The 26,589-nt window shown below is 60.4% G+C and carries 23 protein-coding genes and 1 pseudogene; 8 read left to right on the top strand and 16 right to left on the bottom strand.

From position 1 onward, the window contains the following. Nucleotides 1-344: 344 nt before the first annotated feature. Both HMPREF2996_RS02245 and HMPREF2996_RS02240 read left to right on the top strand, forming a co-directional pair. Nucleotides 345-701, top strand: a complete 357-nt coding sequence (locus HMPREF2996_RS02245) for a VOC family protein (protein WP_369816035.1) — start codon at nucleotides 345-347, stop codon at nucleotides 699-701. A gap of 102 nt (nucleotides 702-803) precedes the next feature. Next, nucleotides 804-1,406 carry an AMIN domain-containing protein gene (locus tag HMPREF2996_RS02240; RefSeq protein ID WP_246821747.1) on the top strand — a complete coding sequence of 201 codons (603 nt, stop codon included), beginning with the start codon at nucleotides 804-806 and terminating at the stop codon, nucleotides 1,404-1,406. Nucleotides 1,407-1,502: 96 nt separating this feature from the next. Here HMPREF2996_RS02240 and HMPREF2996_RS02235 read toward each other — a convergent pair whose 3' ends face one another. From HMPREF2996_RS02235 to HMPREF2996_RS02220, 4 genes and pseudogenes are all read right to left on the bottom strand, one after another. After that, nucleotides 1,503-3,773 carry a polyribonucleotide nucleotidyltransferase gene (locus HMPREF2996_RS02235; protein WP_070729866.1) on the bottom strand — a complete coding sequence of 757 codons (2,271 nt, stop codon included), beginning with the start codon at nucleotides 3,771-3,773 and terminating at the stop codon, nucleotides 1,503-1,505. Nucleotides 3,774-3,913: 140 nt separating this feature from the next. Beyond that, complete coding sequence (gene rpsO, locus HMPREF2996_RS02230) at nucleotides 3,914-4,183, bottom strand: 30S ribosomal protein S15 (RefSeq protein ID WP_010190317.1); 270 nt, start codon at nucleotides 4,181-4,183, stop codon at nucleotides 3,914-3,916. Nucleotides 4,184-4,261: 78 nt separating this feature from the next. Next, nucleotides 4,262-5,177 (bottom strand): annotated as a pseudogene (locus HMPREF2996_RS02225) (nucleoside hydrolase). Further along, on the bottom strand, nucleotides 5,178-6,158 hold the full coding sequence (locus HMPREF2996_RS02220) for a bifunctional riboflavin kinase/FAD synthetase (protein WP_070711396.1): 981 nt from the start codon (nucleotides 6,156-6,158) through the stop codon (nucleotides 5,178-5,180). Between the two features lie 37 nt (nucleotides 6,159-6,195). On the opposite strand from HMPREF2996_RS02220, the gene truB reads away from it, so the two are divergent. Then, nucleotides 6,196-7,089: a tRNA pseudouridine(55) synthase TruB gene (gene truB / locus HMPREF2996_RS02215; protein ID WP_070729864.1), complete on the top strand. Its 894-nt coding sequence runs from the start codon at nucleotides 6,196-6,198 to the stop codon at nucleotides 7,087-7,089. Nucleotides 7,090-7,098: 9 nt separating this feature from the next. Here truB and HMPREF2996_RS02210 read toward each other — a convergent pair whose 3' ends face one another. The 9 genes from HMPREF2996_RS02210 to rimP all read right to left on the bottom strand — a co-directional run bounded on the left by HMPREF2996_RS02210 (nucleotide 7,099) and on the right by rimP (nucleotide 16,319). Beyond that, a complete protein-coding gene (locus HMPREF2996_RS02210; RefSeq protein WP_070718082.1) occupies nucleotides 7,099-7,773 on the bottom strand; it encodes a 4'-phosphopantetheinyl transferase family protein in 675 nt (224 codons plus the stop codon). Beyond that, nucleotides 7,766-8,587 carry a metallophosphoesterase family protein gene (locus tag HMPREF2996_RS02205; RefSeq protein WP_070729862.1) on the bottom strand — a complete coding sequence of 274 codons (822 nt, stop codon included), beginning with the start codon at nucleotides 8,585-8,587 and terminating at the stop codon, nucleotides 7,766-7,768. Before HMPREF2996_RS02205 ends, HMPREF2996_RS02210 begins: the two co-directional genes overlap by 8 nt. Before the next feature lie 44 nt (nucleotides 8,588-8,631). Beyond that, a complete protein-coding gene (locus tag HMPREF2996_RS02200; protein ID WP_070729859.1) occupies nucleotides 8,632-9,930 on the bottom strand; it encodes an MATE family efflux transporter in 1,299 nt (432 codons plus the stop codon). After that, entirely contained in the window at nucleotides 9,931-10,893 is a 963-nt protein-coding gene (locus HMPREF2996_RS02195; protein ID WP_070643874.1) for a DHH family phosphoesterase, read from the bottom strand. Next, nucleotides 10,894-11,337 (bottom strand): 30S ribosome-binding factor RbfA, encoded by a 444-nt coding sequence (gene rbfA, locus HMPREF2996_RS02190; RefSeq protein ID WP_070729857.1) that lies wholly within the window; start codon nucleotides 11,335-11,337, stop codon nucleotides 10,894-10,896. It lies immediately after the preceding gene. Between the two features lie 130 nt (nucleotides 11,338-11,467). After that, entirely contained in the window at nucleotides 11,468-14,167 is a 2,700-nt protein-coding gene (gene infB, locus HMPREF2996_RS02185) for a translation initiation factor IF-2 (RefSeq protein WP_070729856.1), read from the bottom strand. 109 nt (nucleotides 14,168-14,276) lie between these two features. Then, a complete protein-coding gene (locus HMPREF2996_RS12390) occupies nucleotides 14,277-14,612 on the bottom strand; it encodes a YlxR family protein (protein ID WP_083276446.1) in 336 nt (111 codons plus the stop codon). A gap of 120 nt (nucleotides 14,613-14,732) precedes the next feature. Further along, nucleotides 14,733-15,749: a transcription termination factor NusA gene (gene nusA, locus HMPREF2996_RS02180; protein WP_070718075.1), complete on the bottom strand. Its 1,017-nt coding sequence runs from the start codon at nucleotides 15,747-15,749 to the stop codon at nucleotides 14,733-14,735. 3 nt (nucleotides 15,750-15,752) lie between these two features. Next, a complete protein-coding gene (gene rimP / locus HMPREF2996_RS02175; RefSeq protein WP_070445646.1) occupies nucleotides 15,753-16,319 on the bottom strand; it encodes a ribosome maturation factor RimP in 567 nt (188 codons plus the stop codon). Nucleotides 16,320-16,356: 37 nt separating this feature from the next. Between rimP and HMPREF2996_RS02170 the strand changes: the two genes are divergently transcribed. Beyond that, complete coding sequence (locus HMPREF2996_RS02170; RefSeq protein ID WP_070445643.1) at nucleotides 16,357-17,196, top strand: hypothetical protein; 840 nt, start codon at nucleotides 16,357-16,359, stop codon at nucleotides 17,194-17,196. On the opposite strand, the gene HMPREF2996_RS02165 is transcribed toward HMPREF2996_RS02170, so the two are convergent. Then, on the bottom strand, nucleotides 17,193-18,962 hold the full coding sequence (locus HMPREF2996_RS02165) for a proline--tRNA ligase (RefSeq protein ID WP_070445637.1): 1,770 nt from the start codon (nucleotides 18,960-18,962) through the stop codon (nucleotides 17,193-17,195). The genes HMPREF2996_RS02170 and HMPREF2996_RS02165 overlap by 4 nt on opposite strands. 32 nt (nucleotides 18,963-18,994) lie before the next feature. Between HMPREF2996_RS02165 and yaaA the strand changes: the two genes are divergently transcribed. Continuing rightward, entirely contained in the window at nucleotides 18,995-19,717 is a 723-nt protein-coding gene (gene yaaA, locus HMPREF2996_RS02160; protein WP_070445634.1) for a peroxide stress protein YaaA, read from the top strand. A 77-nt stretch (nucleotides 19,718-19,794) separates the two neighbouring features. Then, nucleotides 19,795-20,919 carry an AAA family ATPase gene (locus HMPREF2996_RS02155; protein WP_070729854.1) on the top strand — a complete coding sequence of 375 codons (1,125 nt, stop codon included), beginning with the start codon at nucleotides 19,795-19,797 and terminating at the stop codon, nucleotides 20,917-20,919. 10 nt (nucleotides 20,920-20,929) lie between these two features. Here the strand turns inward: HMPREF2996_RS02155 and HMPREF2996_RS02150 are convergent, their stop codons facing one another. After that, entirely contained in the window at nucleotides 20,930-22,243 is a 1,314-nt protein-coding gene (locus HMPREF2996_RS02150; RefSeq protein ID WP_210384570.1) for a DUF4921 family protein, read from the bottom strand. A gap of 51 nt (nucleotides 22,244-22,294) precedes the next feature. Here HMPREF2996_RS02150 and HMPREF2996_RS02145 point away from each other — a divergent pair, with 51 nt between their 5' ends. Further along, complete coding sequence (locus HMPREF2996_RS02145; RefSeq protein WP_070445631.1) at nucleotides 22,295-23,110, top strand: PhzF family phenazine biosynthesis protein; 816 nt, start codon at nucleotides 22,295-22,297, stop codon at nucleotides 23,108-23,110. Next, nucleotides 23,103-24,491, top strand: coding sequence for a protein adenylyltransferase SelO family protein (locus HMPREF2996_RS02140; protein ID WP_070729852.1), 1,389 nt, complete (start codon nucleotides 23,103-23,105; stop codon nucleotides 24,489-24,491). Before HMPREF2996_RS02145 ends, HMPREF2996_RS02140 begins: the two co-directional genes overlap by 8 nt. 298 nt (nucleotides 24,492-24,789) lie before the next feature. Here the strand turns inward: HMPREF2996_RS02140 and mqo are convergent, their stop codons facing one another. Then, entirely contained in the window at nucleotides 24,790-26,292 is a 1,503-nt protein-coding gene (gene mqo, locus HMPREF2996_RS02135; protein ID WP_070711408.1) for a malate dehydrogenase (quinone), read from the bottom strand. Nucleotides 26,293-26,589: the final 297 nt, after the last annotated feature.

Raw genomic sequence — 26,589 nt, 5'->3', positions numbered from 1 at the left:
CAAACAGTCGCCCAACACATCACCGCCACCAGAAAACGCATCCGCGAGGAAGCCCAACATTTAAAACAAGAACTCGACGACTACGCACAACAACAAGCCCAAGCCCAAGCCGAAGCCGAGGACAACACCGACACAGATGCCAGCACCGACGACATCCCCTTCTAAACCTCACCGTCGAATAAAACGACGACACCAATCCAGCAGAAAGGAAAGAACCCAAGAAACCAGGAACACAACCACCGTCGTCACAGACGACGACTGCACTGCCGAAGCCCAGTCAGGCTCGCCCCAACTGTTGCCATTGGGACCGGCTGGACTTAGTCATGCCGGTTAGGATGGAGTGAATGCAGATCTACATTGCCTCAGTACCCGTCGATGATGTTGCCCTCGCTCACGACTTCTATGTCAATACGCTCGGCTTTCGAGTCAAGGACGATGTAACCCACGGAGACTTTCGGTGGCTCACGGTCACCAATGCGGAAGGCCAAGGGGATATGGAGCTCCTGCTCGAGCCCAAGGCCCATTCCGCGGCCAAGGACTACGCAGCAGCACTCAAGGCTGACGGTGTCCCTGTCACCCAGTTCCTATCCGCAGACGTGGAGCGAGAATATAGCGAGCTCACTGAAAAGTGGGAGTGCATTTCACTATGGTGCCGACCGACGTCGGCCCCTCCATCATCGCCGTCTTCGATGACACCGTAGGCAACCTCATCCAACTGGTACAGCTCAAGAAATAGAGAATAAAGAATGTCACACTTACCTTCTTCCGTCGCTATCATCGCAGCCGTTAGCGCCCTATGCGTAATGCCTCTAACTGCATGCGCGGAGCGTGGGTCAGACACGACTCCGGCACCGCAGTTCAGTGCAATTCCGTCTAGCTCCGCTGCTATCGATGGGCCGGAGCCGCCGTCCAGTGACACGCAGAATGCTCTCTCACAACAGGATGCCAATGTTGCTGCCTTTGCGGGTATGGGGACGGCTGCGATTGATGACCAACACCACATGCCAGATCGGTTGGGCGGCCTCATTCCGACGGGCGTGCGCGTAGGTGCTCACGACGGTTTCACGCGGGTAGTGGTTGACCTCGAGGGAGAAGGTGAGCCCGGCTGGTTCACCGCCTATACCGACGATCCTCGTCAGCAGGCATCAGGTCATCCAGTCGAAGTAAAGGGAAGCACTTTTCTCAATCTGGGGGTCGAAGGAACTCCGTGGCCTTCCACACCCGATCTCGAAGAAAGGTATATGAAGCCAGGAACTACTCCCGGTACTGGTGTGGTGAGCGAAGTCGTATACACGACCTCATTCGAGGCACAAACCCAATTGATCATTGGACTACAGAAGAAGACACCGTACTCAGTGACTTTCCTGGAGGACCCTAAACGCCTAGTTCTCGACTTCCAGGTTTGACGTGTGGTGAAACGATAAGGGCCCTGTCCCCAGCTAATTTCTGGGTTACAGGGCCCTTGATCTAGGAGGTCCTAGTGGTCCTAGCTAGTCCGAGGATTAGTCCTCCTCAACCGGAACCAGGGAGATTTTGCCGCGATTATCAATGTCGGCAATTTCGACCTGAATCTTATCGCCAACATTGACGACGTCCTCGACCTTCTCAATGCGCTCGTCGCCACCGAGCTTCGAGATGTGTACGAGGCCGTCACGACCCGGAGTCAGGGAAACGAAGGCACCAAAAGCCACGGTCTTCACCACGGTGCCAAGGAAACGCTCACCCACCTTCGGCAGCTGCGGGTTAGCGATGCTATTCACGCGGTCGATCGCAGCGTCAGCTGCTTCACCGGTAGCGGCAGAGATATACACAGTGCCGTCTTCCTCGATGGAGACATCGGCGCCAGTTTCCTCAGTAATGGCGTTGATAGTCTTGCCCTTCGGGCCAATGAGCTCACCAATCTTGTTCACCGGGATAGTCACCGAGGTAATGCGCGGAGCCAGGCCAGACATCTCGTCTGGACCCTCGATGACCTCAGACATCGTGTCGAGGATGGCGGCACGGGCGTCGCGGGCCTGTTCGAGGGCGTCGGCAAGCACGTGCGAAGGAATGCCATCCAGCTTGGTATCCAGCTGCAGGGCGGTGATGAACTCGGATGTACCGGCAACCTTGAAGTCCATATCGCCGAAGGCATCCTCAGCGCCGAGAATATCGGTCAGCGCCACGAACTTTTCCTTGCCGTTGACTTCGCCCGAGACCAAACCCATGGCGATACCCGCCACCGGAGCCTTCAGCGGAACGCCCGCGTTGTAGAGGGACAGGGTGGACGCACAGACGGAGCCCATGGAGGTAGAACCGTTGGAACCAAGGGCCTCAGACACCTGGCGAATGGCGTAGGGGAAGTCCTCACGGGACGGGATCACCGGCAGCAACGCGCGCTCAGCCAGCGCACCGTGACCAATCTCGCGGCGCTTCGGGGAACCTACGCGGCCGGTCTCGCCGGTGGAGTACGGCGGGAAGTTGTAGTGGTGCATGTAGCGCTTGGACTCCACTGGGGTCAAAGAATCGATCTGCTGCTCCATCTTCAGCATGTCCAGGGTGGTCACACCCAGGATCTGGGTCTCGCCACGCTCGAAGAGAGAGGAGCCGTGTGCACGCGGGATCAGATCAACCTCCACGCCGAGGTCACGGATATCGGTCACACCACGGCCATCGATCCGGAAGCCCTCGGTGAGGATCTTGGTGCGCACGATGTCCTTCATCACGGCGTTGAAGGCGTTGCGGATCTGTTTGGATGCATCGGCCTCGTCGAGGTCATCAAAGTCTTCGATGAGCTTAGCCTCGACCTGCTCCATGTACTCATTAGTGGCGTCGTCGCGGTCCTGCTTACCCGGGATGGTAAGCAGCTTCTCCAGCTTCTTGGAGGCTGCCTTTTCGACGGCCGCGTAAACATCATCACCGTAGGGCGGGAAGAGCGGAAACTCCTGCGTCTCCTTCGCTGCACGCTCCGCCAGACCTGCCTGCGCTTCACACAGGGACTTGATGAAAGGCTTCGCAGCCTCCAAGCCCTCAGCCACGGTGGACTCCTGCGGAGCCGGTGCACCTTCCTTGATACGCTCGGCTACGTTCACACCAGCGCCGGCCTCGACCATCATGATGGCTACGTCGTCCTTGCGGCCCTTCTTCACGATGCGGCCGGCAACGACCATCTCGAAGAGGGCATGCTCGTGCTGCTCGTTATTCGGGAAGGCCACCCACTGGCCCTTCGGGTGCTTATCATCAGCAATCAGTGCCATGCGCACGCCGCCCACCGGGCCGGATACCGGCAGGCCAGAGAGCTGGGTGGAGGCGGAAGCGCCGTTGATGGCAACGACATCGTAGTACTCCTCCGGGTCCATGGAGAGGACCGTGACAACGACCTGAACCTCGTTGCGCAAGCCCTTCACGAAGGTTGGGCGCAGCGGGCGGTCGATGAGGCGGCAGGCCAGGATAGCTTCGGTGGAAGGGCGCCCCTCGCGGCGGAAGAAGGAACCCGGGATTCTACCCGCGGCATACATGCGCTCCTCGACGTCCACAGTCAGCGGGAAGAAGTCGAAGCCTTCGCGCGGCTGGTTAGAAGCGGTGGTCGTGGACAGCAGCATGGTGTCCTCGTCCAGGTAAGTGGTCACGGAGCCACCGGCCTGGCGAGCCAGCTGGCCCGTCTCAAAACGGATGGTGCGAGTGCCGAAATCGCCGTTGTCCAGGGTGGCGATGGCCTCGGTGATGCCGTAATCGTCGTCGATAAGAAACTCGACGGAATTGTTCGGTTGCTTTTTAGCGTTCTTAGCGCTCATGGATATAACTCTCCTTGGAGCTGTCATGGCGATCTTCGGTGCCGCCTCTTCTTCGATGTTTTCTGACAACGTCCAAGGATTTTAGCAGATGAGACAAGAAAACCCCCGCACACAAGGTGCGGGGGCCAAAAGTTAAGCGCTTAGCGGCGCAGACCCAGGCGAGAAATCAGGTCGCGGTAACGGTCAACGTCGTTAGCGGCCAGGTACTTCAGCAGGCCACGACGGCGACCAACCATCAGCAACAGACCACGGCGGGAGTGGTGATCGTGCTTGTGATCCTTGAGGTGCTCGGTCAGGTTGTTGATGCGGGAAGTCAGCAGCGCAACCTGTGCCTCCGGGGAACCGGTATCGGTCTCGTGCAGGCCGTACTCCTTGAGGATTTCAGCCTTCTTCTCGGTACTCAAAGCCATGGAAAATCTCCTATTGTATTTCAGTCCACATGAAATGTTGCGCCATGAGGCGCTGCCCGTGACTACTGTGGACCGCAGTCAGCAAGCCGAAGTAGAAGTATAGAGGCTGCCGAGCTTCGACATCAAATCATCAACAAAGCGCGCGTCATCTACCGCAACGGCCACACGGGTGGTGGGGTTATCCAAGCGTTCCGGGTCACCGATTGTGCGGCCAGTATCCTCACACCGCAGATTGAGGTCGAGGCAGGTGACCAGCGAGGGATCGGCAGCCACAGCTACCGCTAAAGGGTCGTGGAGCCCGCAACCGCCAAGGTGCGGAGAGGTCGTCTTGTAGGCGCGAATGTAGTAGTCCACGATGTCTGCGTAGATACGACCAGTGGGTGTACCGCGCCATTGCTTCGTGTGCTCCCTGGTGAGCAACGTGCGCAGCGTGACATCGAGCCCCACCATCGTGAGGTCCTGAGCATGGCGGAATACATAGTCCGTGGCTTGGGGATCTTGGAAAACGTTGGCCTCGGCATAAGGAGTGACGTTCCCGGGTACGGTCAGCGCCCCCCATCATCACGATGCGGGCGTTGCGGGCAAAGTCCGGGTCTTTGCGCATGGCGGCTGCAATGCTTGTCGACGGCCCCGTCGGCACGATAACCAGATCCTCGCCATGCTCACGGACCGAACGGATAAGAAAGCCCACTGCGTCCTCGTATGCCTTGCGGCGCGGCGGAGGCAGAAGTACTTCCCCAAGGCCATTGCGGCCATGGATGAAAGCAGAAATGGGAGCAACGCTAAAGCCCGGCCGCGTCGGACCGATGAAGACGGGGACATCCTCGGCGTCGAGAAGCTCGAGCAACGCCAGCGAGTTACGCACGCCCAACGCCACCGGAACGTTTCCATAGGTACCCGTAACCCCGATCAGCTCGAGATCGGGGTGCGCTAAGGCATAGGCGAGCGCAAGGGCGTCATCAATTCCGGTATCAAGGTCGAGGATGATCTTCATTTAAACCTCGCGGGCAAGAATTTCACGAACTCGGGCAACGTCACGTTCCATAGCTGTCAGGAGCTCCTCCACGGAATTGAATTTCTCCATGTCACGCACATGGTCGACGAAATGCACGGTGGCTTCGTGGCCGTAAAGGTCAGCGTCGCGGTCCAGCACGAAGGACTCCACCGAACGCTCCTCGTCACCAAAGGTAGGGTTGGTGCCTACCGAAATGGCTGCGGGATAAGGAATGCCGGGCTCCATGTCACCTTCCAGAGGGGCGCCGGTGGGCTCAACCACGAACCAGCCCGCGTAGACGCCATCGGCTGGAATGGCGACGGATTCCGGGAAATACTGGTTAGCGGTTGGGAAACCAAGCTCCTTTCCACCACGTCCTGCACCACGCACAACGGGCCCAGTCACCGTGAAATGACGCCCCAGCGCCCAATTGGCGCGCGCAATATCGCCCTTGGCAAGGGCGGCGCGAATGTTGGTGGAGCAGATGCGCTCGCCGTCGTCGTCAAGCAAGGGCACGATGTCAACGCCGAAGCCGAACTCAGCGCCGAATTCCGCCAGCGCCTCCGCGGTGCCGGACGCGCCCGCGCCAAAGGTGAAGTTCTCCCCCACCACGACGTGCTCTGTGTGCAAACGCTCCACCAGGAGCTCCGTCACATAGTCGCGCGGCTCGACGCCCCGGAGTTCTTCGGTGAAGTCGATGACGAGCACGGCCTCGATGCCCATTTCTTCCGCCAGCTGCATGCGACGCTCGAAAGTAATCACGGAGAGAGGAGCGCGCTCCGGCAAGAATACGGAGACTGGGTGCGGATCGAAGGTCACCATGACCGCGCGCTGTCCATGTCTGTGTGCGTGCTCAACGGCCTTCCTCACGAGCTGTTGGTGCCCGCGGTGCAGGCCGTCGAAGACACCAATTGTCACCGAAGTCGGGCCAAGGTCAGTGGGGATGCTATCGATTCCGTACCAAATATCCACGGGCACCATGCTATCCCACTGCGGCCGGTGCCCTAGACTGCAGGGCATGACTGATCCGCTCGAACGTTCCGGCCTCGTGGTCGTCGACAAACCCGCCGGCATGACCTCGCACGACGTCGTGGGAAAACTGCGCCGCTTCTTCCGCACCCGCAAGGTGGGGCACGCAGGCACGCTTGATCCGATGGCTACTGGAGTGCTCGTCATAGGCATCGAGCGCGGCACCAAGTTTCTTGCCCACATGGTGGCCTCCACCAAAGCCTATGACGCCACGATTCGTCTCGGCATGGCAACCCACACCGACGACGCGGAGGGGGAAGCGACGTGGGGCAAACCGGCAACCGCAGTGGAGAATTCCGCCATTGCGCGGGAAATTGCTGCCTTGACCGGCGATATTATGCAGCGCCCAGCAGCGGTCTCCGCCATCAAGGTGGATGGCAAGCGCGCGCATGAAAGGGTGCGGTCAGGTGAAGAGGTCGAGCTTCCGGCTCGGCCAGTAACGGTCAGCCGCTTCGATATTCTCGCTACGCGCCGCGAGGGTGAGTTCATCGACCTCGACGTCTCAGTGGCGTGTTCTTCGGGAACCTATATCCGCTCGTTGGCTCGGGATTTGGGCGAGGCCCTCGGCGTCGGCGGACACCTTACCGCGCTGCGCCGCACGGAAGTGGGCCCTTTCACGCTTGACGACGCCCTCCCTCTCGACGCCCTCGAAGACTCCCCGGAGTTGTCCTTAAGCCTCGACGAGGCGCTCGCTCGCAGCTATCCGGTTGTGGACGTCACCGATGATGAGGCCCAAGCTTTGGCCATGGGTAAGTGGCTGGAGCCGCGTGGGTTGAAAGGCACGTACGCGGCCGTCGACCCGCAGGGACGGTCGATTGCCTTGATCAAGGAAAAAGGAAAGCGCTTAGCCACGGTTTTCGTCGCGCGCCCCTCGACGCTATAACTGCCTGATTTAGCGGTCAAAGTTGAGCGCAGGGACAGCGGTGGCGACGATGACATAGCCATCTCGGATGATCCAGTGCCCAGTGATGAAAGGCACTGGGGTCGGCCGCGCCAAGAGGTAGGACACCAGAGTGCCATCGAGGCGTAAATCGATTTCGGCTTGGTCAAAATCCAGCCAGCGCCGGGTCATGGGGAACCACGTCTTGTAGGTGGCCTCCTTGGCGCAGAACAACAGGCGGTCCGGACAGGAAATACCCGCCGCTTGCAACTGAGCCAACTGCGGCATCTCCCCCGGCCGCGCGATCATCGTCAGCACGTGTTCCGGCAGGGGCTCCGCTGGTTCGGCGTCGAGCCCCATGGAGCGCACGTGCGTGGCAGGAGCTGCCACGGCTGCGCGCAAACCTTCGGTGTGCGTCATCGATCCGGTATAGCCCTCCGGCCACAGCGGCATGCCGCGCTCGCCGCGCAGAATCGGCTCGTCTCCCGTGTAGTTGAGCTCCTTCAAGGCCTGGTGGGCGCACCAGCGCGCATCCCCAAACTCGGATTTGCGCACGTCCACGGCTTGGGAGACCACGGAGCGCTCTTCCGGGGAGAGATGATGATAATTGAGAAGATTGGTCATCGACTCATCCGTGCGCACATAGCAAAAACGAGCTGATTCCGGGAAGAGAGAAGGTTCAAGCATGCTCGGCCCTCCCTGTCTTCTCGTCGATGGTAAGCACTGGGTACGGCCACGGCTGAAGACCACCGTGCGCCTGCCACTCACGCGGATAGCCCAGGGACACCTCGATGTGGTCTACCCCATCGATGTTGGCGCGATTAGGCATGTGGAGGTGACCATAGATCACAGCCTTAGCGTTATAGCGCCGCGGCCAGGAGCGCGTGTGGCGGGTGCCGCACCACAAGGCCACTTCGGGCCAACGCAAATAGAGAGTCGGCTCCTGTACCAGCGGCCAGTGGTTGATAAGAACCGTTTCGCCCTCGACCCGTGACAGCCGCTTGATCGAATAAGCCAGGCGGTCCCAGCACCACGCGCGCACATCGACGAAGGGGGCGATGGCAAATTCATCGGTCATGACGATCTGCTTCTCCTTCGCACTCGCAAGCGCCTGTTCCACCGTGGTGCCTGGTGGACGGAAGCTGTAATCGTAGAGCGTAAACAGCGGGACCACGGTGACGTCTCCGAATACCGGAAACGGATCCTCTGGGGTAATCACGCCGATTTCCCGACAGCCTTCAACGAGGCGATCGTATTTCGAGCGTCCCTGGTAAACGTCCTGTGACCGAGAAAAAAGCTCATGGTTGCCAGGTGCCCAAATGACCGTAGCGTAGCGGTTCTTTAGGCGCGCCAGGGTGTTAATCACCAGATCAATGCGTTCGGCGACGTCTCCCGCAACAATCAACCAATCGTTGGGATTCGGCGGGACAAGTTCATCAATGCGGTCCCCGTTCACGCGTACCGCTGCATGGAGATCAGAGACGGCCCACAGAGTGGTCATAGCGCCTCCTTCGCACGAACAGTCCTTCTACTTGTACCACAGGCTTAGACCCGTGCCCACCGCATGGAGTAAAAGCGCCCAACCACGCCCACCATGCGGATGAGGATGAATGCGGCAATACCGCCCCACACCCCGGTCAGGCCGGTGCCGAAAACAAAGGCCAACCAGACCCCGGACAGGAAGCCGAGAAGCACTGACGCGAGGGTCAGCGTGCGGAGGAAGGCTGCGTCCCCAGCGCCCAGGAGGACGCCGTCCAAAGCGAAGACAACGCCGCCGATAATGACGAGGAAAGTCATAACCCACCAGGGGCCGGAGATGGCCTCTAGGACCTCCGGGCTCGTGGTGAATATCCGTGGGATAAAGGCGGAGCCAAGGCCCAGTACCGCTGCCAGTGCGAGGGAGAAGGACGTCGAGTAGAGCGTCACCTTGGTTCCTACCGTGCGGGCATAGCGCGCTGAGCCCGCTCCCAATGCCGCGCCGGTCAAGGCTTGGGCAGCGATCGCGAGGGAATCCAGAACGAGGGATAGGAAGTTCCACATCTGCATCATGATTTGATGCGCAGCGAGCTGCGCAGTGCCGATACGTGAGGCCACGGCCGCCGCTGACAGAAACGCCACTTGGAAGCTCAGCGAACGCACGATGAGGTCACGCCCCAGCACGAGCTGCCGACGAACCACGCTCCAGCGAATCTCCCACGAGCCGGTATGCTCGCGGCGCAGCTCCGCCACGAAGAACGCCGCGATGATCCCCATGCCCAGCACCGTGGCCAGAGCGGAGCCCGGTAGACCCCAGAAGTGCACGAAAATAGGCACCGCGATGGCGCCGGGAACCATACCTGCAAGGGTGAAGTAAAGGGGCTTGCGGGTGTTGTGAACACCGCGCATCCAGCCGTTGCCGGCCATGTTGATGAGGGTAAAAGGAATAGCGACAGCGGCAATCCGCAACCACTGTGCAGTCCCTCGCGCTGTATCCGGGTTACCTGTCAACCAGGTGGCAAAGACGCCGGCAAAGAGCCACATGATGACGGCGAGCACCATTCCAACACCCACGGCAACCCACGTTGCCTGGACGCCCTCGGCGACGGCCTCCTCGCGCTTCCCCGCGCCGAACAGCCGTGATGCACGCGCGGTCGTGCCATAAGACAGAAAGGTTAATTGGGTGGTAACCACCGAATGGAGTGTGGCCGCTGCGCCAAGCGAGGCCAGATCCTCCGCCCCTAAACGGCCTACGACCGCGGTATCCAGCAATAGATACAGCGGCATGGCCGCCAGAACGCCCAGAGCGGGGACGGCGAGGCGGAAGACCTCAGCGGCAGAAACCTTCACTGGTTGCTCGGAAGCCATCTAGGACAACGCACCTACCAGCTGTGCTATAACCTCTTCGGGCCTTCCGTGCGCGGTATAACCTGCGGCTGGAATATGCCCGCCGCCGCCGAAGGTGAGGGCCACTTCCGCACAGTTGACGGCGGAGGAGCGCAAGGACACCGCCCACATTTCGGGCGCCTGTTCCTTGAAGACCACTCCGATGTCAGTGCCTTTCAAGGCCCGGACATAATCGACGAAAGATTCAATCGCGGAATCGGCGTGGGTGCTGACCTCCTCATGCGGGACGAAGAGAACAGCGAGGCGGTGCTCCCCTGCTTCCTCAATCCTGAGGCCTGAGAGCACGCGTCCAATCATCTGCAGGTCATCGGCCGTGCTGGAATCCATGAGTTCCAGCGCAATCTGCTTGGTGTCGAGACCATAGAGCATCAGGCGCGCAGCGATATCATGCATGGCTGGGCGCCCCCACCGGAAATTACCGGTATCGGTGACTAGGCCCGCGTACAGGCAATGCGCGATGACGCGATCGATCTGGATGGACAGCCTGTCCAGAATGTCCAGCAGCACCACCGTGGTGGACTCACATACCGGATCCACCACATTGATGGCTCCAAAACCATCGTTGGAGGCGTGGTGGTCGATGCACAGGACGCGGCCCACGGCGGCCATGTCTTCGATCTCCCGGGCCACCGAACCCGTCCGATCTATCGAGCCGCAGTCCACAGTGACATAGAGGTCATATCCTTGTGGAAGCTCATCCACCAACTCAATCTCATCCACCGTGGGGATGGAAAACAGGTTGGCTGAAATGTCACGGCGTTGGCCAATCACGGTGCGGGTTTGTTTCCCGCGCTGGCGGAGCGCCAGGGTAAGGGCGGCTGCCGAGCCGACCGCGTCGGCGTCTGGGCGCAAGTGCGTGATGATGCAAATACTGCTGGCTTGCACCAGCGCATCCACTGCGGCTTCGTAGTTGGTTCGCGACACTTAGTCCTCTTCCTCATCCGAGGTCTTGTACGGGTTCGCGTCGCCTGCGGGCCGTGCACCTTCCTTCAGCTTCGCTAACTCCGCATCGCGTGCACGGGCGCGGGCGAGCAGCTCCTCCATGTGCGCGGAAGCCTCGGGGACAGTATCGAGCTCAAAAGACAGCGTCGGTGTAAAGCGAACGGAGAGCTCATCACCCACAATCTTGCGCAATTGTCCCTTGGCCCTGGTGAGGGCTTCGGCCGCTTGACCATAATCTGGCTCGGTCTCGATATCCGTACCACGCACGGTGTAGAAGACGGTGGCGTCGTGGAGATCACCCGTGACCCGGGCATCCGTGATTGTCACCAGCTCAAGGCGGCGATCCTTGATTTGGCGCTCAATTGCGCTGGCAACGATTGTCTGAATGCGCTTTGCCATGCGTGCGGCGCGTGCGTGATCAACCATAGTGAAGCTCCTTTACGTACGGTTACTGGCAACTAGTCTAGGATACCGATTCTGCACCTTTCGGCTGAAATGAGGAAAGCCCAGCCAGAATCTTTCCTGGCTGGGCTTCACTACCTGAGGTTTCCTGCGCTTAGTCGCGCGGGACCTCGACTTCTTCGTAGGCCTGGATGATATCGCCTACCTGAATATCCGGGTAGGACAGAACCATACCGCACTCGTAGCCGGCGTTGATCTCGTTTGCGTCATCCTTCTCGTGACGCAGGGACTCGATCTTGGCATCGGAGGTAATGACGTTTCCGTCGCGGACCAGGCGCACCTTGCCATTGCGCTTGACCTTGCCCTCCGTGACCATACAACCGGCGATGGTGCCGACGGCGGAGGACTTGAACAGCGCGCGGATTTCTGCCGCACCGGTGTCGCGCTCCTCGTAGATGGGCTTGAGCATGCCCTTCAGAGCTGCCTCAACCTCTTCGATGGCGCGGTAGATCACCGTGTAGTAGCGGATATCGACGCCCTCAGCGTTGGCTTCCTCGGTGGCCTTGCCCTCAGCGCGGACGTTGAAAGCGATGATGATGGCGTCCGAAGCCGCAGCCAGGGAGACGTTGGTCTGCGTCACCGCACCCACACCACGGTCGATGATGTTGAGCTGTACCTCGTCGTCGACCTCGATGTCCAACAGGGCATCTTCGAGGGCTTCCACGGAACCTGCGTTGTCACCCTTGAGGATGAGGTTGAGCGTCGAGGTTTCCTTGAGCACTGCATCCAGGTCCTCGAGGGAGACGCGCTTGCGAGCCTTCGCCTGCAGAGCAGAACGCTTGCGGGCATCGCGCTGTGCAGCAATCTGGCGTGCCACGCGGTCATCCTCAACAACTAGGAGGTTGTCGCCGGCGCCTGGCACACCATTGAGACCCTGCACCTGGACCGGGCGGGACGGGCCGGCCTCTTCCACATCGTGACCGAATTCATCGAGCATGCGGCGCACACGTCCGTGTGCATCACCAACCACGATGGAATCACCAATGCGCAGCGTACCGCGCTGGATGATGACCGTAGCCACCGGACCGCGGCCGCGGTCGAGGTGGGCCTCGATGGCAGAGCCCTGTGCATCCATGTCCGGGTTAGCGGTGAGCTCCAAGGCAGCGTCCGCCGTCAGGATGACGGCTTCAAGCAGATCATCAATGTTGATGTTGTTCTTCGCGGAGATATCCACGAACATCGTGTCGCCACCGTACTCTTCCGGAACCAGTCCGTATTCAGTGAGCTGACCACGGATCTTGTCCGGGGAAGCCTCCGGCTTATCAATCTTGTTGACTGCGACAACCACAGGGATGTCTGCTGCCTTCGCGTGGTTGATTGCCTCGATGGTCTGCGGCATCACGCCGTCATCGGCGGCAACGACCAGGATGGCCAAGTCGGTGGACTTAGCACCGCGGGCACGCATGGCGGTGAAGGCCTCGTGACCCGGGGTATCCAGGAAGGTGATGGTGCGAGGACCATCCTCCAGGTCCACCGTGGTTTGGTAAGCGCCGATGCCCTGGGTAATGCCACCGGCCTCGCCGGCACCCTCGTTGGTCTTACGAATGGTGTCCAGAAGGCGAGTCTTACCGTGGTCGACGTGACCCATCACAGTAACCACTGGCGGGCGCTTCTCAAGTGCCTCTTCGCCACCCTCGTCCTCGCCGAACTGCAGGTCGAAGGACTCGAGCAGTTCGCGGTCCTCATCCTCTGGGGAGACGACCTGGACCTCGTAATTAATCTCCGAACCCAGCAGCTGCAGGGTGTCTTCGGAGACAGAAGCCGTAGCAGTCACCATCTCACCGAGGTTGAACAGCGCCTGCACCAATGCTGCAGGATCTGCACCAATCTTCTCAGCGAAGTCAGCCAGGGAAGCACCGCGACGCAGGCGCACGACCTTACCGCCGCCGTCAGGCAGACGTACGCCGCCTACCTCATGCTTCTGCTGCTCTTCAAACTCATGGCGCTTCTGACGCTTCGACTTCTTACCGCGACGCGGCGCACCACCCGGACGGCCGAATGCACCAGCGGTGCCACCGCGACGACCGCCGCGTCCACGGAAACCACCGTGGCCAGGACCACCGCGGCCGGGGCCGCCACCGCGGCCGCCGCGACCACGACCACCGCCGCCACTACCAGCGGCCTTCGACGGCATGCTGGCCGGGTTCGGGTGCGAAGGCATCATTGCCGGCGAAGGACGACGTCCACCGCTACGGTTGCCATCGCCCTGCGGGCGTGCGCCGCCCTTGCCGCCACGGTTATCACCGGGCTTGCCAGCGGAGCGCTGTCCCTTGGTGCCGCCTGGGCGAGGTCCGGGGCTCGGACGATCGCTGGAGCTACCCGTGGAGAACGGGTTATTAGCCACGCGGCGGGTGCCGCCAGGCTTCGGCATGCTGCGCGGAGTGACAGCGCGCTCGCCACCCTTCTCGGTGTTCTTGCGCTGTGCTCCAGGCTTCGGTGCGCCACCCGGCTTCGGAGCGGCACCCGGCTTCGGTGCACCGCCCGGCTTGGGGGCGGCACCCGGCTTGGGGGCAGCGCTTGGCTTCGGGCCTGGCTTTGCCGCGGCGGCAGGCTTCTTTTCTGCCGGTTTCTTGGCAGCAGAAGCTGGGGTGGCTGCTGGCGCGTTCTTCTCCGCTGCCTTGTCCTCGCCACCCTTAGCTTCGTAGTGAGCGCGCATCTTCTTGATCACCGGGGGTTCGATGGTCGAGGATGCGGTCTTGACGAACTCGCCTTGTTCCTTCAGCGTGGCGAGTAGTTCCTTGCTGGTTACGCCGAGCTGCTTTGCCAACTCGTGTACACGTAGCTTTCCGGGCACTTGTCTCCTCTTTAATCTTTCTAGGAGCCAAGGCCGCGGAATACGGCCTGACCCCTAGTTAATGGCTATGGACTTTCATCGCTGATGCTGCTTCATGGTTGTGCGCTCATCAGTGTTCGGTCTTCCTTTTTAACTCTGGGTCGCACGGGCTGTTGCCCGCCGACTGCACCTGCTGCGTGGCAGCGAGGTACTCACGTACGTGACCTGTGTCCACGTCTGTGGACAATCGGAGCGCGCGCCTGAAGGCACGGGTCCGCTCCGCCAGCTCTACTGCTTCCAGATCAGGCCTTATCCACGCTCCCCTTCCGGGAAGGCGTCGGCCGGGATCCGGAACAACACGGCATCCTGTGGGATCACCCTTATCGGCGACAACCCTCAGCAGTTCCGTGTCGGGATGCTTTTGACGCGTAGCGATACAGGTGCGGAGACGCTGTCCTCGAGACATCCAACTCCTTAGGTCATATCGCTATTGCTGCTACGCCACAGCATTCCTGCATGTGGGCCGTTGTCTAGTCTACGCGAAAATAGGCCAAACCTTTAATTCCACCGCAGGCTGCTCGGAAAGCTAGTCCCGAGCGGCGTCGGAGTGAATATCAATCTTCCATCCGGTCAGGCGTGCTGCGAGGCGTGCGTTCTGGCCTTCCTTGCCGATAGCGAGCGAAAGCTGGTAATCCGGCACGGTTACCTTGGCCACCTGCGCTTCCTCGTCGAGGATTTCTACGCGCACGACCTTCGACGGGGCGAGAGCATTGCCCACGTAAACGGCTGGGTCTTCGTTGAAGTCGATGATGTCAATCTTCTCACCCCCGAGTTCACGCATAACGTTGCTGACGCGAGAGCCCTTCGGGCCGATACACGCCCCCTTGGCGTTGAGGCCCTTGGCGTGGCCGCGAACGGAGATCTTGGAGCGGTGGCCAGCCTCGCGGGCAATGGCGATAATCTCGACCGCACCGTCGGCAACCTCCGGGACCTCCAGCTCAAAGAGACCGCGAACCAGCTCGGGGTGAGTACGCGACAGCGTGATCTGCACCTTAGCGCCGTTGCGGTTCACGCCCACGACATAGGCCTTGACGCGGTCACCGTGCTCGAGCTTCTCCCCTGGCAGCTGCTCAGCAGGCAACAGGAAAGCATCCTGGGAATCGTGTTCGGTGCCCAACTGCACCACAACGACGCCGCGCTTGTTGGCGTGGATATCGCGCTGGACGACACCCGACACTACCGTTCCGGTCAGCTCAGAATAGGAATCATAGGTTCGCTCAGCCTCGTTCTCGCGCAACTTGCGCAGAATGGCATCGCGGACCGCCTGCGCGCCGATGCGCCCAAAGTTGTCCGGGGTGTCGTCGTATTCGCTGATGACCTCTCCGGTCTCCGGATCACTTTCGGTCACAATGACAGTGACGGCGCCGCTGTCGGCGTCGATGTCTACGCGCGACTTCGTACCTTCCGCCTTTTTCTCAGCGGATTCTGCACGGTGGTCCAGGTAGGAATACAAAAGGGCACCCGCGATAGCTTCGAGCAGGTCCTTCACAGGTACGCCGCGCTCGCGCTGAATCGTGCGGAGTGCCTCTAGGTCAATATTCACTTGTTAGTCCTCTCGGGTTGCCGAGTTCTGCTCGGCGAAGTCGAACGTCTGCATAGCCGCCTCCAGCTCCATGGCTGAAGGCTGAGCAAATTCAATTTCTACCACTGCACGGCTCAAGTTTTCCAATCGCTCGATCTGGTAACGCACCTCCTTCTTCACCGTCGTGATAAGCGCCACGGATTCTTCGTCCTCAGACAGGGCGCCGATGCGCGCGACGCGAGTGGTTCCAGGTTCCTCGACAAGCGCATATCCGACCAGCCTTCCTTGGTTGCGGCGCCAATGGCGCGGGGCGCTCAGCGGGAAGTCCACACCTGGCGTCGACACCTCCAAGGTGTAGCCCGCGCCAAAGTTGAGGGTGCCCGCTTCCTCTTGGGCATCGAAAAGCTCGGAAATCTCCTGCGATAGTTCTTCTATGAGATCGGAGCTCGGGCGCTCATCGCCATCGATGCGAATGATGACCTGAGACTTCTTACCAGCTCGCGTGGTCTTCACGTCTTCGATGTCGAGGCCGCGTGCGGCGGCGACAGGCTGCAGAATTTCGGTTAGTTGCGCGGGTGTTGGGAATGCCATGCGCTCTAGACTAGGTCACCCGGGTAGGGTCTATCGCGTGAACCGCCGAGTAGTTATCCCCACCCTGCTTGTGTGCGCTGCCCCCTGGATGGGCGGCTGCCAAGCCACCGACGCGATCGTGGATTATTTTGGCCCCCACGCGGACCCCTCCCTCACCTCGCTTGCTCACACCGCCAGTGCGGATGCTCTCGCCTTGGAAGAACTTGATGCGGATGCCGCTGCCTTGCGCGCAGAGCAAGCTGAGCAGCTCTATGAAGAAATCGAGCGACTATGCGGACGCGATGAGGAAGGAGAGACTCCACGCTCCTGTGCGGTCGACCGTGACGTTGCCCCGCAGGATTCCGCGGACGTCTCCGCCGTGTTTGACGCCGCCTCCTCATTCTCCGAAGAGAACATCAGCAACGTTCCTGAAGAATCCCGCGCCCTTGTTCTGACACAAGCCATTGCGCTTAACGCGTGGAAGAACGAGGAGCTGGCAGACGCTCCCGAACTCACAGAACAGGACCGTGAACTCGGAGTCGAGCTCCTAAAATGGGAATACCAGCAGGTCTATGCCCTCGATTTCGCGCGCTCCTATGTGTCCCCCGACCAAGAAGATCATGTCGATGAGCTTCTGCGCATTCACGAGGACAGAATCCTGCAACTTCAGCTGCAACTGGAAAAGCTCGGTCCCGTGCCGCAGCCCGCGCCCGCATACGATTCACCGGCAGGTAGCCTGCCAAAGGACGCCGACTCAGCGCGCGCATTCATCGACGAGGTCGCACACAACGACACGCTGAAGTGGACCAATGCGGCCATCACGGCGGCACCGGCAACCCCGTGGCAGCACTGGCTTATCACGGTTGCGGCGCAATCGCACCGCTTTCATGCTGCCTAGCCGCGGATAAGTTCCGTGAGGGTCTCCACGATCTGATCGGCGGGAACTTCACGAGTCTCGCCGCCGCGGATGCGCAGCTCAATGATGCCATCAGCGAAAGCGCGACCCAGGATGGCGATGAACGGCATACCCAGAAGCTCAGCATCCTTGAACTTCACGCCCGGGGAGACCTTGGGGCGGTCGTCGTAAAGCACCTCGATGCCTGCGCGATCCAGATCCTCCACCAGCTTCTGACCTGCCTCCAGGGCAGCGGCGTCCTTGTTCGCTACGGCCACGTGCACCTGGTACGGGGCCACGGCCACCGGCCAGTTGAGGCCCTTCTCATCGTGGCGCTGCTCTGCCAGCACGGCGAGCATGCGCGTAACACCAATGCCGTAGGAACCCATGGTCGGCACGGCGCGCTTGCCGTTCTCATCGAGAATCTGTACGTCGAAAGCCTCGGTGTACTTGCGGCCCAGCTGGAAAATGTGGCCAAGCTCAATGCCGCGCTCCAGAGTCAGAGTGCCCTGACCATTCGGTGCCGGGTCCCCTTCCTTGACCTCGGCGGCCTCGATGAACTCATCCACAGTGAAGTCACGGCCGGCCACCAGTCCGATGACGTGACGCTGCGGGGCATCCGCACCGGTAATCCAGGAGGTACCAGAAACCACGCGCGGGTCAGCATAAATCTTCACGTCGTGGGCATTCAGGACACGCGGCCCGACATAGCCCTTGACCAGGAAGGAGTTCTTCTTGAAATCCCCCTCACCGGCGAGCTCAAACTCGGCCGGCTCCAGCGAGGCCTCGAGGCGCTTTTCATCCAGCTCGCGGTCGCCCGGAATGAGGACGGCGGCCAGCTCCCATTCCTTCTCTTCTTCCGTGGCTGCGGGGGCGGCCACCTTGATCATCATGCACTTGAGGGTGTCCGCGGCGGTGACTTCGCGGCCGTCGACAGTAATGCCGGCACCCTTAGCCCACTCCACCAGAGACTCAATGGTCTCGGATTTCGGAGTCTCATGCTCCTGTGCCTCCGGCAGGCCGTCGAAGGGGATTTCCTCCGGAGCCTGAGTGACCACGGCCTCCACGTTGGCAGCGTAATCGCCCTCGGTGGCGCGCACGAAGGTATCTTCGCCTACCTCAGACACGGCAAGGAATTCCTCAGAGGCCGAACCGCCCATCGCACCAGAAGTGGCCTTGCAAATCGCGTAATCGATCTCTAGGCGGTCAAAGATGTTCTGGTAGGCCTTGCGGTGGCGGGCATAGGACTCATCGAGCCCCTCATCCGTCATGTCGAAGGAATAGGAATCCTTCATGGTGAACTCGCGGCCGCGCAGCACGCCCGCACGCGGGCGCTCCTCATCGCGGTACTTCGTCTGGATCTGGTACAGCGTGACCGGGAAATCCTTGTACGAGGAGTACATATCCTTCACCGCAGTGGTGAACATCTCCTCGTGGGTCGGGCCCAGCAACATGTCCGCACCCTTGCGGTCCTTCAGACGGAACAGATTATCGCCGTATTCCGTCCAGCGGTTCGACTCCTCATAAGGCTCGCGCGGCAGCAGCGCCGGGAAGAGCATCTCCTGGCCACCGATGGCGTTCATCTCCTGGCGGATAACGTCTTCGATCTTGCGCATGGCGCGCAGTCCCAATGGCAACCAGGTGTACACACCCGGCGCAACGCGGCGCACATAACCTGCGCGGACGAGAAGCTTGTGGCTGGGGACTTCGGCATCAGCCGGATCCTCACGAAGAGTGCGGAGGAAAAGCTCAGAAAGACGTGTAATCATGGTTGCTCAGTCTACATCGCTAGCATGTAGCCATGCTGATCATCCTCCCTCCTTCTGAGACCAAAGCACACGGCGGCAGCGGCGCGGCCCTGAACTGGGACGAGCTTTCCTTTCCCGCGCTGAACCCGATCCGCCGAGAAATCGCTGCAGAGTTGTCGTCCCTCGACGTCGATGAAGCGCTGGAGGTGCTCAAGCTCTCTGAGAAGTTGCGTGGGGAAGCCGAGTCCAACCGCGAGTTGGCTTCCTCCCCCACCATGCCCGCGCTGGAGCGTTTCACCGGCGTGCTCTACGACGCCCTCGACGCCCCCACCCTCCCTCCAGAAGCACGGAAGTACCTAGCCGTGGGCGATGCGCTCTTCGGGTTGCTGCGCGCCGATGACCTCATCCCGCACTACCGGCTCTCCGGTAGTACGAAACTGGGCGGGCGGACGCTGAAGTCTCAGTGGGGTACGGCGATCACGGATGAGCTACGCGCGCTTGTCGACGCTGGCGAGTTCCTCATCGACATGCGCTCGGGCACCTATCAGCAGCTGGGCAAGCTCAAGGACGCCGCCACCGTGCGCGTGGAGTCAGTGCAAGAGGATGGCTCCCGCAAGGTGGTCTCTCACTTCAACAAGCACTACAAGGGGGAGCTCGCTCGCGTACTCGCTCTCAAGGGCGAGAGCGTCTCCACCCTCGAGGATGCCGCCCGCGTAGCCCAAGAGTCGGGCATGAGCACCGAACTGCGCGGCAGCGAGCTGGTGCTCGTGGTCTGATTTATCTATTTATCAATTTATCTACGCCCGCCGATTTATCTATTTATCAATTTATCTGTCTGCTCTATACTTCCAGCATGACTGGAAACCCTTTTCGCCCAACGTTTGGTGCCAGCCCACTCAAGTGGGCTGGCCGCAGTGCGGTCCTCAATGACTTCACGGTTGGGCTCGACGGCGGAGTTGGCAACCCTAATCGCGCAATGCTCATTAGCGGTCATCGTGGGATGGGGAAAACAGTCCTGTTGACTGAGCTAGAGGACATCGCAGCACAACAAGGATGGGCTGTTATTCGGGTCAGTGGTCGAAGCAATTCAGTCACCCAGCTCATCGACTCCATCATTCCAGAAAAAATCAACCAGCTGTCTTCTCCATCAACCCGTCGAATCAAGGACATACGCATTGCGGGCCTCGGTGGCATTGGTACTGAAGAGATTGGGACGCCACCGGTGCCAACATTAGAATCGCGCTTGCGCGAACTCTCCGCTCATCTCCGAGACAGCGGAATTCTACTTACAATCGATGAGATTCAGGACGCCGATCCTCATGACCTTGAAAGCATCGCAGTCGCATTCCAGCATCTTGTTCGCGATGAACTCGACGTTTCCATTGTGATGGCAGGGCTTACTGCCGGTGTTGACAAGCTTCTGCACCTGCCGGGAACAACGTTTTTGCGCCGTGCCCGCAGATTTCACCTAGGACCTGTTAACCCGCAAGCTACAACCAGCGCTTTCAAAGATACGGCAGCTTTAACGTCGATTGCTTTCAACGACGAAGCCGCCGACCGCGCTACTGAAGCGAGCCACGGTTATCCCTTCCTCATCCAGCTCATCGGATACTTGGCCTGGAACGCTGCATCCCAAGCCGGTGAAACGACCATTTCCTCAACAACCGTCGACGCAGTTCTTGGTGAGGCAATCACGGCAATGGGGACCCAAGTGCACGATCCTGCGGTACGTGCACTCAGCCAACGCCAACTTGAGTACCTACACGCGCTGGCTGATATCGCAGATGAGGCGGGGACGGCCACATCTGGCGCTATCGCTCACGAACTCAAGACAACGACAACATCTCTCAGTGAAGTACGCGCGCGTTTGCTGGAGCAGGGACTTATCGACGCCCCACGACACGGCACTGTTGCTCTAGCCCTGCCGTACCTCCGCGATTATCTTCACGCCGGCGGCGAACAAACCTACGTGGACTAACCGTGACCGCTTACACCAGTGGGTTATAGCGCAAGCTATTGCGTTTGAGCTCGCACTCAGTGGCGATAGAGATCCCGGAAGCAATCTTTCCGCGCTCGCGAAGGCGGAACATGGCGTCCACGACGCGATCACGCAAACCCCACGGATCAATGGTGTTGATGTAGACCTTCGTGCCGCCCTCAAAGCCAGCCAAGGTCGATACCCTGAGCTTGAGCATGACGCGCCACGGCTGAGGCAGGTCCACGCTGGGCGGACGGTGGTGCCACTCTTCATTGCAGGCCACGTCCGGCCCCACCGCGGCGTGGGCCGCGTGAATCAGATCCGACATTCCACGTACTTCCTCCGGGTTCTGTTCCCACGGTTCACAGCGCGGTGACTTGGAGAAGATCTCCAGTGTGGGATAGCGGTGGCCAAATCCGGCGAAGAGCACCGCATAATCATTTTCTGCGATGACGAGGTTGCGCTTTGCCGCATAGCCCACAGCCCAGTCGTTGTACATGTTGGGGTGCGCACGCAGAATCGCATTTTCCTGGTGAGCGGCCATGCCCAGGGCGTCAATCGCGACGAGCTGCTTATGCAAGTGATCGAAGGACGCGCCCGCCGGTGCCAGCCAGTTCTGAAATACAGCGACATAGGAGGCATAGCGGTTGCGCTGGTAGAGCTCGCGCGTCGATTCCGCAGTGAACGTTGTCAGCAGGAAGTGCTCATCGGGGCTCAGCGTGCCGGAGGAGGCTAGCTGACTATCATCGACGGCCCCATCCACGAAGTGCCGTGAGGAGATAATGACATCATGTCCGCCGCCGAAGAAACCATCGGCGAGGGCGAGCAGAGAATCGTCGTCCAGCGCGGTATCCTTGCCCGCTGCCTTGAGCTTGGTGCGCACCACGTTAAGTACGTGCAGGCGCCCAGCCTCGTCGCCTTCGTACTTCTCCTTGTGCTGAGCCAGGTCTGGATCCATGGTGAAGCCATAGTTCTCGTGCCAATAGTCATAAGACACGATTTCAAAAAGGTTCGGAACGCGGCGAAACAGCGGCTGGGAGTTATCCAGCTCGTGGGGAAAAAGGCCGCGCTGAATCTCCCCCGAAGCCAAGATGCGGGACTTTTCCGGCGGGGTGTCCAGCATGCGCCCGGAGCAAAAAGCACAGCTGTGCGTCAAGGCATCAGGGCCCAGCGGATGCGGTTCCTTTGCCGCATGCGCAAGCGGGCGGTTGCCGCGTCCTGGCACGGTCCACACCTCTGTTCCGGAGAAAGGGTTAACCTGTTTGACGGTCCCATCCGCCATGGTCTGGATAGGTTCGACGCGGCTAAAAAGTGCTTCGCTCATGCTGCCCAGCGTAGACCTCCCCACCCGCCGGTGCGACTAGACTTAGGCCTCATGCAGCACCGATTCTTTGAAGTAGATGTCTTCGCCACTGGGCCGTTTACCGGTAATCCCCTCGCCGTGGTTGCGGATGCCGATGGTTTGAGCACCGAAGAAATGCAGCGTATCGCACACTGGACCAATTTCTCTGAGACGACCTTCCTGTGCTCACCTACTGATCCTGGCGCGGACTACCGCATACGAATCTTCACCCCGCACGAAGAGTTCCCCTTCGCCGGTCACCCCACGCTGGGCAGTGCGCGCGTCGCGGCGGAGCTATTAGGAAAGAGCGGGACCCTGATTCAGGAATGCGGTGTCGGATTAGTCGCCGTGCGCCAGGACGAGGGCCGTTTCGCCTTCGCTACCCCGCCCTTACTGCGCCACGGGGAGCTCAGTGAGGCTGAGCGCTCCGAAGCAGCCGCCGTACTCGGAATCGATGAAGAGAGCATCGTTGACTCCGGCTGGGTGGACAACGGGCCTGGCTGGCGCTTGGTCCAGCTCGAATCTGCTGAAACCGTCCGGAAGCTTCGCCCCACGCCCACCCCCGGCGTCAAGGTCGGCGTGGTCGGCCTCACCGGGGATACGGAGCCGGCCTACGAGGTTCGCGCTATCACCGGGCAATTCGAGGACCCCGTCACCGGTTCCTTCAATGGCGGAGCCGCCCAGTTCCTCCGCGCCAAGGGCGCCGTTCCTGCCCGCTATACCGCGGCACAAGGCAGCCAAATAGGACGCGATGGCCGCGTCTTTATCGACGATGACGGGGACGAGCTCTGGGTAGGCGGCAACGTCCACATTCGCGTGCGCGGAACCCTGGGGTCCCGCGATGACTAAACAGCCCCTGCCTTTTGAGCTGCACAATGATTTTGCCCAACGCCTGCCACAGATGGTCACGGCAAGCCGCGGGGAAGAACAGCCAGCTCCACGAATCGTGGCGCTCAATGAGCACCTAGCCGCCGAGCTCGGCCTCGACCCAGACTGGCTGCGCAGCGAGGACGGAATAGAGTTCCTCCTTGGCCGTGGAGCAGTCACTCCGCACGCGATGGCCTACGCGGGCTTTCAGTTCGGGCAGTATAACCCGGCAATGGGTGACGGCCGCGCCCTCCTCTTGGGCGAAGTCACTGGCCCCACCGCCGCTCACAACCCCACGGGCCTGTGGGATCTGCATGCCAAGGGCACGGGGCTGACTCCCTACTCGCGTTATGGCTCTGATGGGCGCGGCACGCTGCGCTCAATGCTGCGTGAGTATCTCTTCTCCGAGTCGATGCATGCCCTAGGTGTGCCCACCACTCGGTCGCTGGCGGTGCTCGCCACCGGTCGCCCCATCCAGCGCCAGATGGCGGAAGAGGCAGGGGTTCTCGTGCGGGTGGCCGCGAGCCACATTCGTGTTGGTTCCTTCCACTTCGCCGCGCACTCGCAGGTGCCTGGGCTACTAGAAAGCCTTGCCGCCTACACCAGTGAACGCCACTACCCCGGCGCCGACTTCCGGGAGCTGTTCACGCACGTCATGGAGGCACAAGCCGCGACGGTCGCCGGGTGGATGCAGCTGGGCTTCATTCACGGCGTAATGAACACCGATAACACCACGTTATCGGGCGAAACCATTGACTATGGCCCCTGCGCGTTCATGGAAAGCTATGACCCCAACACCTGGTTTAGCTCTATCGATACGCAGGGACGCTACCGCTTTGGGCGCCAGCCCGACATGTTGGGCTGGAACCTTGCGCGATTGGTGGAGTCACTGCTTCCGCTTATCGACGACTCCCCTGACACCGCCCTCACCTGGGCTCAAGAGGCCATTGATACCTTTGGCGAGCGTTATGAAAGAGCGCGTCACCAGGAAGCACAGCGCTGCCTACAGATGCCCGAAGAGCTTTTCCAGGATTACAACGCTGCCCTCGTGCAGGCCGCCCCGGACCTCACACAAGCCAACCGCAGCCTTGTCAGTGCCGCGGCGGGCGAGCCTGCGGCGGCCTATGAACTCCTCAAGGATAGAAGTTTCGTTGAAGCCTACTGCGCAAGTAGCCCCGACGCTGTGCTGCTCGAGCGAACCGTGCCGCGCGTGATTCCTCGGCCGCGGCTGGTCGAAAGCGCTCTGGGCGATGCCGAAGAGTTCGCCCGTCTTCTGCACGCCACCACGCATCCTTTTGATGCTGCGCCGGAGTATGAGCAGCCCGGCGGCACCGAAGGCTATCTCACCTACTGCGGAACCTAAGAACCACGAGCGCAAACAGAAGCAAACACACCACCGCCCCGAGGTCTCCGTAGGAAAGGAAACGGAGTCTCGGGGCGGCGGTGCGTCTCTATCTTTCACTGCCACGCTCCCGGTCGGTTTCTCAGGCCGACCGCCCCGCGTGGCTGGGGTTCTCTCTATCTCTCTCGCATGCGCTCTCTCAAACGCACACCATCATTATGGGGCGCTGTCCTTGGTGAAGCGTTCCGGTGCACTGAACGCTTCCTGCCAATTACTGAGAATTACCTGCGAGGAATCGCCGACGGGGCGAAGAGCGAGATTACTTGGTGTCCAGCTGCAGAGTCTTCTGCGTGTACTCCCACATCTCGTTGTAGAGCTTCTTGTCCTTGGACAGCTTAGTTCCGTAGGAAGGAATCATCTCCTGGATCTTGTCGCCCCACTGAATCATGTTCTCACCGAAGCAGCGCTCCAGTAGCTCAATCATGATGGCTGGGGTGATGGAAGCACCCGGGGAAGCGCCAAGCAGACCAGCGATGCTGCCTTCTGGGTTGTTGATGAGGGTGGTGCCGAACTCCAAGGAGCCGAACTGCGGTGCACCCGCTGGCTTAATCACCTGGACACGCTGGCCGGCGATAACAGTCTCCCAATCAGCCGGGTCAGCGCTCGGGACGTATTCCTTCAGGGTTTCAACGCGCTTATCGAAGTCCTTGAGAACCTCAGTGACCAGGTACTTGGTCAGACCAAACTCCTGTGCTGCCACGCCCAGGTAAGAGGTGATGTTGTCCGGACGGATGGACTTGAACAGGTCCAGGTAGGAGCCCTTCTTCAGGAACTTCGGGGACCAGCCGCCGTAGGGACCAAACAGCAGGCCTTCTTCACCGTCGATGACACGGGTGTCCAGGTGCGGCACGGACATCGGCGGAGCGCCCACAGCAGCCTTGCCATAAACCTTTGCGTGGTGCTGCTTGACCAGCTCCGGGTTCTTGGAGCGCAGCCACAGGCCCGAAACCGGGAAACCGGCGAAACCAGAAACCTCACGGACACCAGCCTTGCGCAACAGGTCGAGTGCGTAACCGCCGGCACCAACGAAAACAAACTTGGCGTGGACAGCCTGGTAGTCACCGGTGTGGAGGTTCTTTGCCACCACGCGCCACTTGGAACCCTCACGCTTGATATCAACGACCTCGTGGCCATAACGGATCTCGGTGCCGGCAGCCTTAGCCGCAGTGAAGAACTGCTTAGCCAGGGCGCCAAAGTTGACGTCGGTGCCCGCATCGGTCCACGAGATGGCAACCTTCTGGGAGTTGAAGTCACGGCCCTGGGACATCAGGGGCAGCTTCTCCTGGAAGGTGGCGTCATCGTCGCTGAACTGCATGTTCGGGAACATGTGGTTATCCTTCAGCGCGTCGAAGCGGCGCTTCAGGTAATCCACCTGGATGGAGCCCTGTGCAAAGGACACATGCGGAACCGAGTTGATGAAGGCCTTCGGGTCCGTCAGGATGCCGTTGTTGAGCTGGTGGGACCAGAACTGGCGAGAAACCTGGAACTTCTCATTGATATTCATAGCCTTGGAAACATCAATGCGGCCGTTCTTTTCTGGGGTGTAGTTCAGCTCGCACAGCGCGGAGTGGCCGGTACCGGCATTGTTCCACGGGGAAGAGGACTCAAGCGCAGGGCCGTCCAAACGCTCGAAGACCATCTGCGTCCAGCTGGGCTCGAGCTCACGCAGCATGGCGCCGAGGGTGGCGCTCATAATACCTGCACCAATGAGTGCGACCTCAACCTCGTCTACTACTTGTGCTGTCTTCTTATCGGAGGACACTGTACTTATTACCTCTTTGAGTCGATGTATTCGTTGTGGTCAAGTGCCCTGCGCATGTGGGTACACAGGGCGCGGTGAGAAAGCGCTCGACGATGCTAGGAAGCAAACCGGCATACAGACCTCCCCTACGAGAGGTCCGTCAAGCATTAATTCCACTTTACGCCCCTTAGTGCGAAATAGGCATTCCTGGAAAAATAAATGCCCGAATCTGAAGTTGCTACCCCATTTGTGGTGCAGGGCATTTCCCGTCAGCGCTCTGCGGGGCCGGACACTTCTGGGAGCGCGACCTATCATGAA

Origin of the sequence: Corynebacterium sp. HMSC066C02, from assembly GCF_001814945.1 — a bacterium.
Classification (GTDB): domain Bacteria; phylum Actinomycetota; class Actinomycetes; order Mycobacteriales; family Mycobacteriaceae; genus Corynebacterium; species Corynebacterium aurimucosum.
This window is presented reverse-complemented; position numbering and strand designations above follow the sequence as displayed.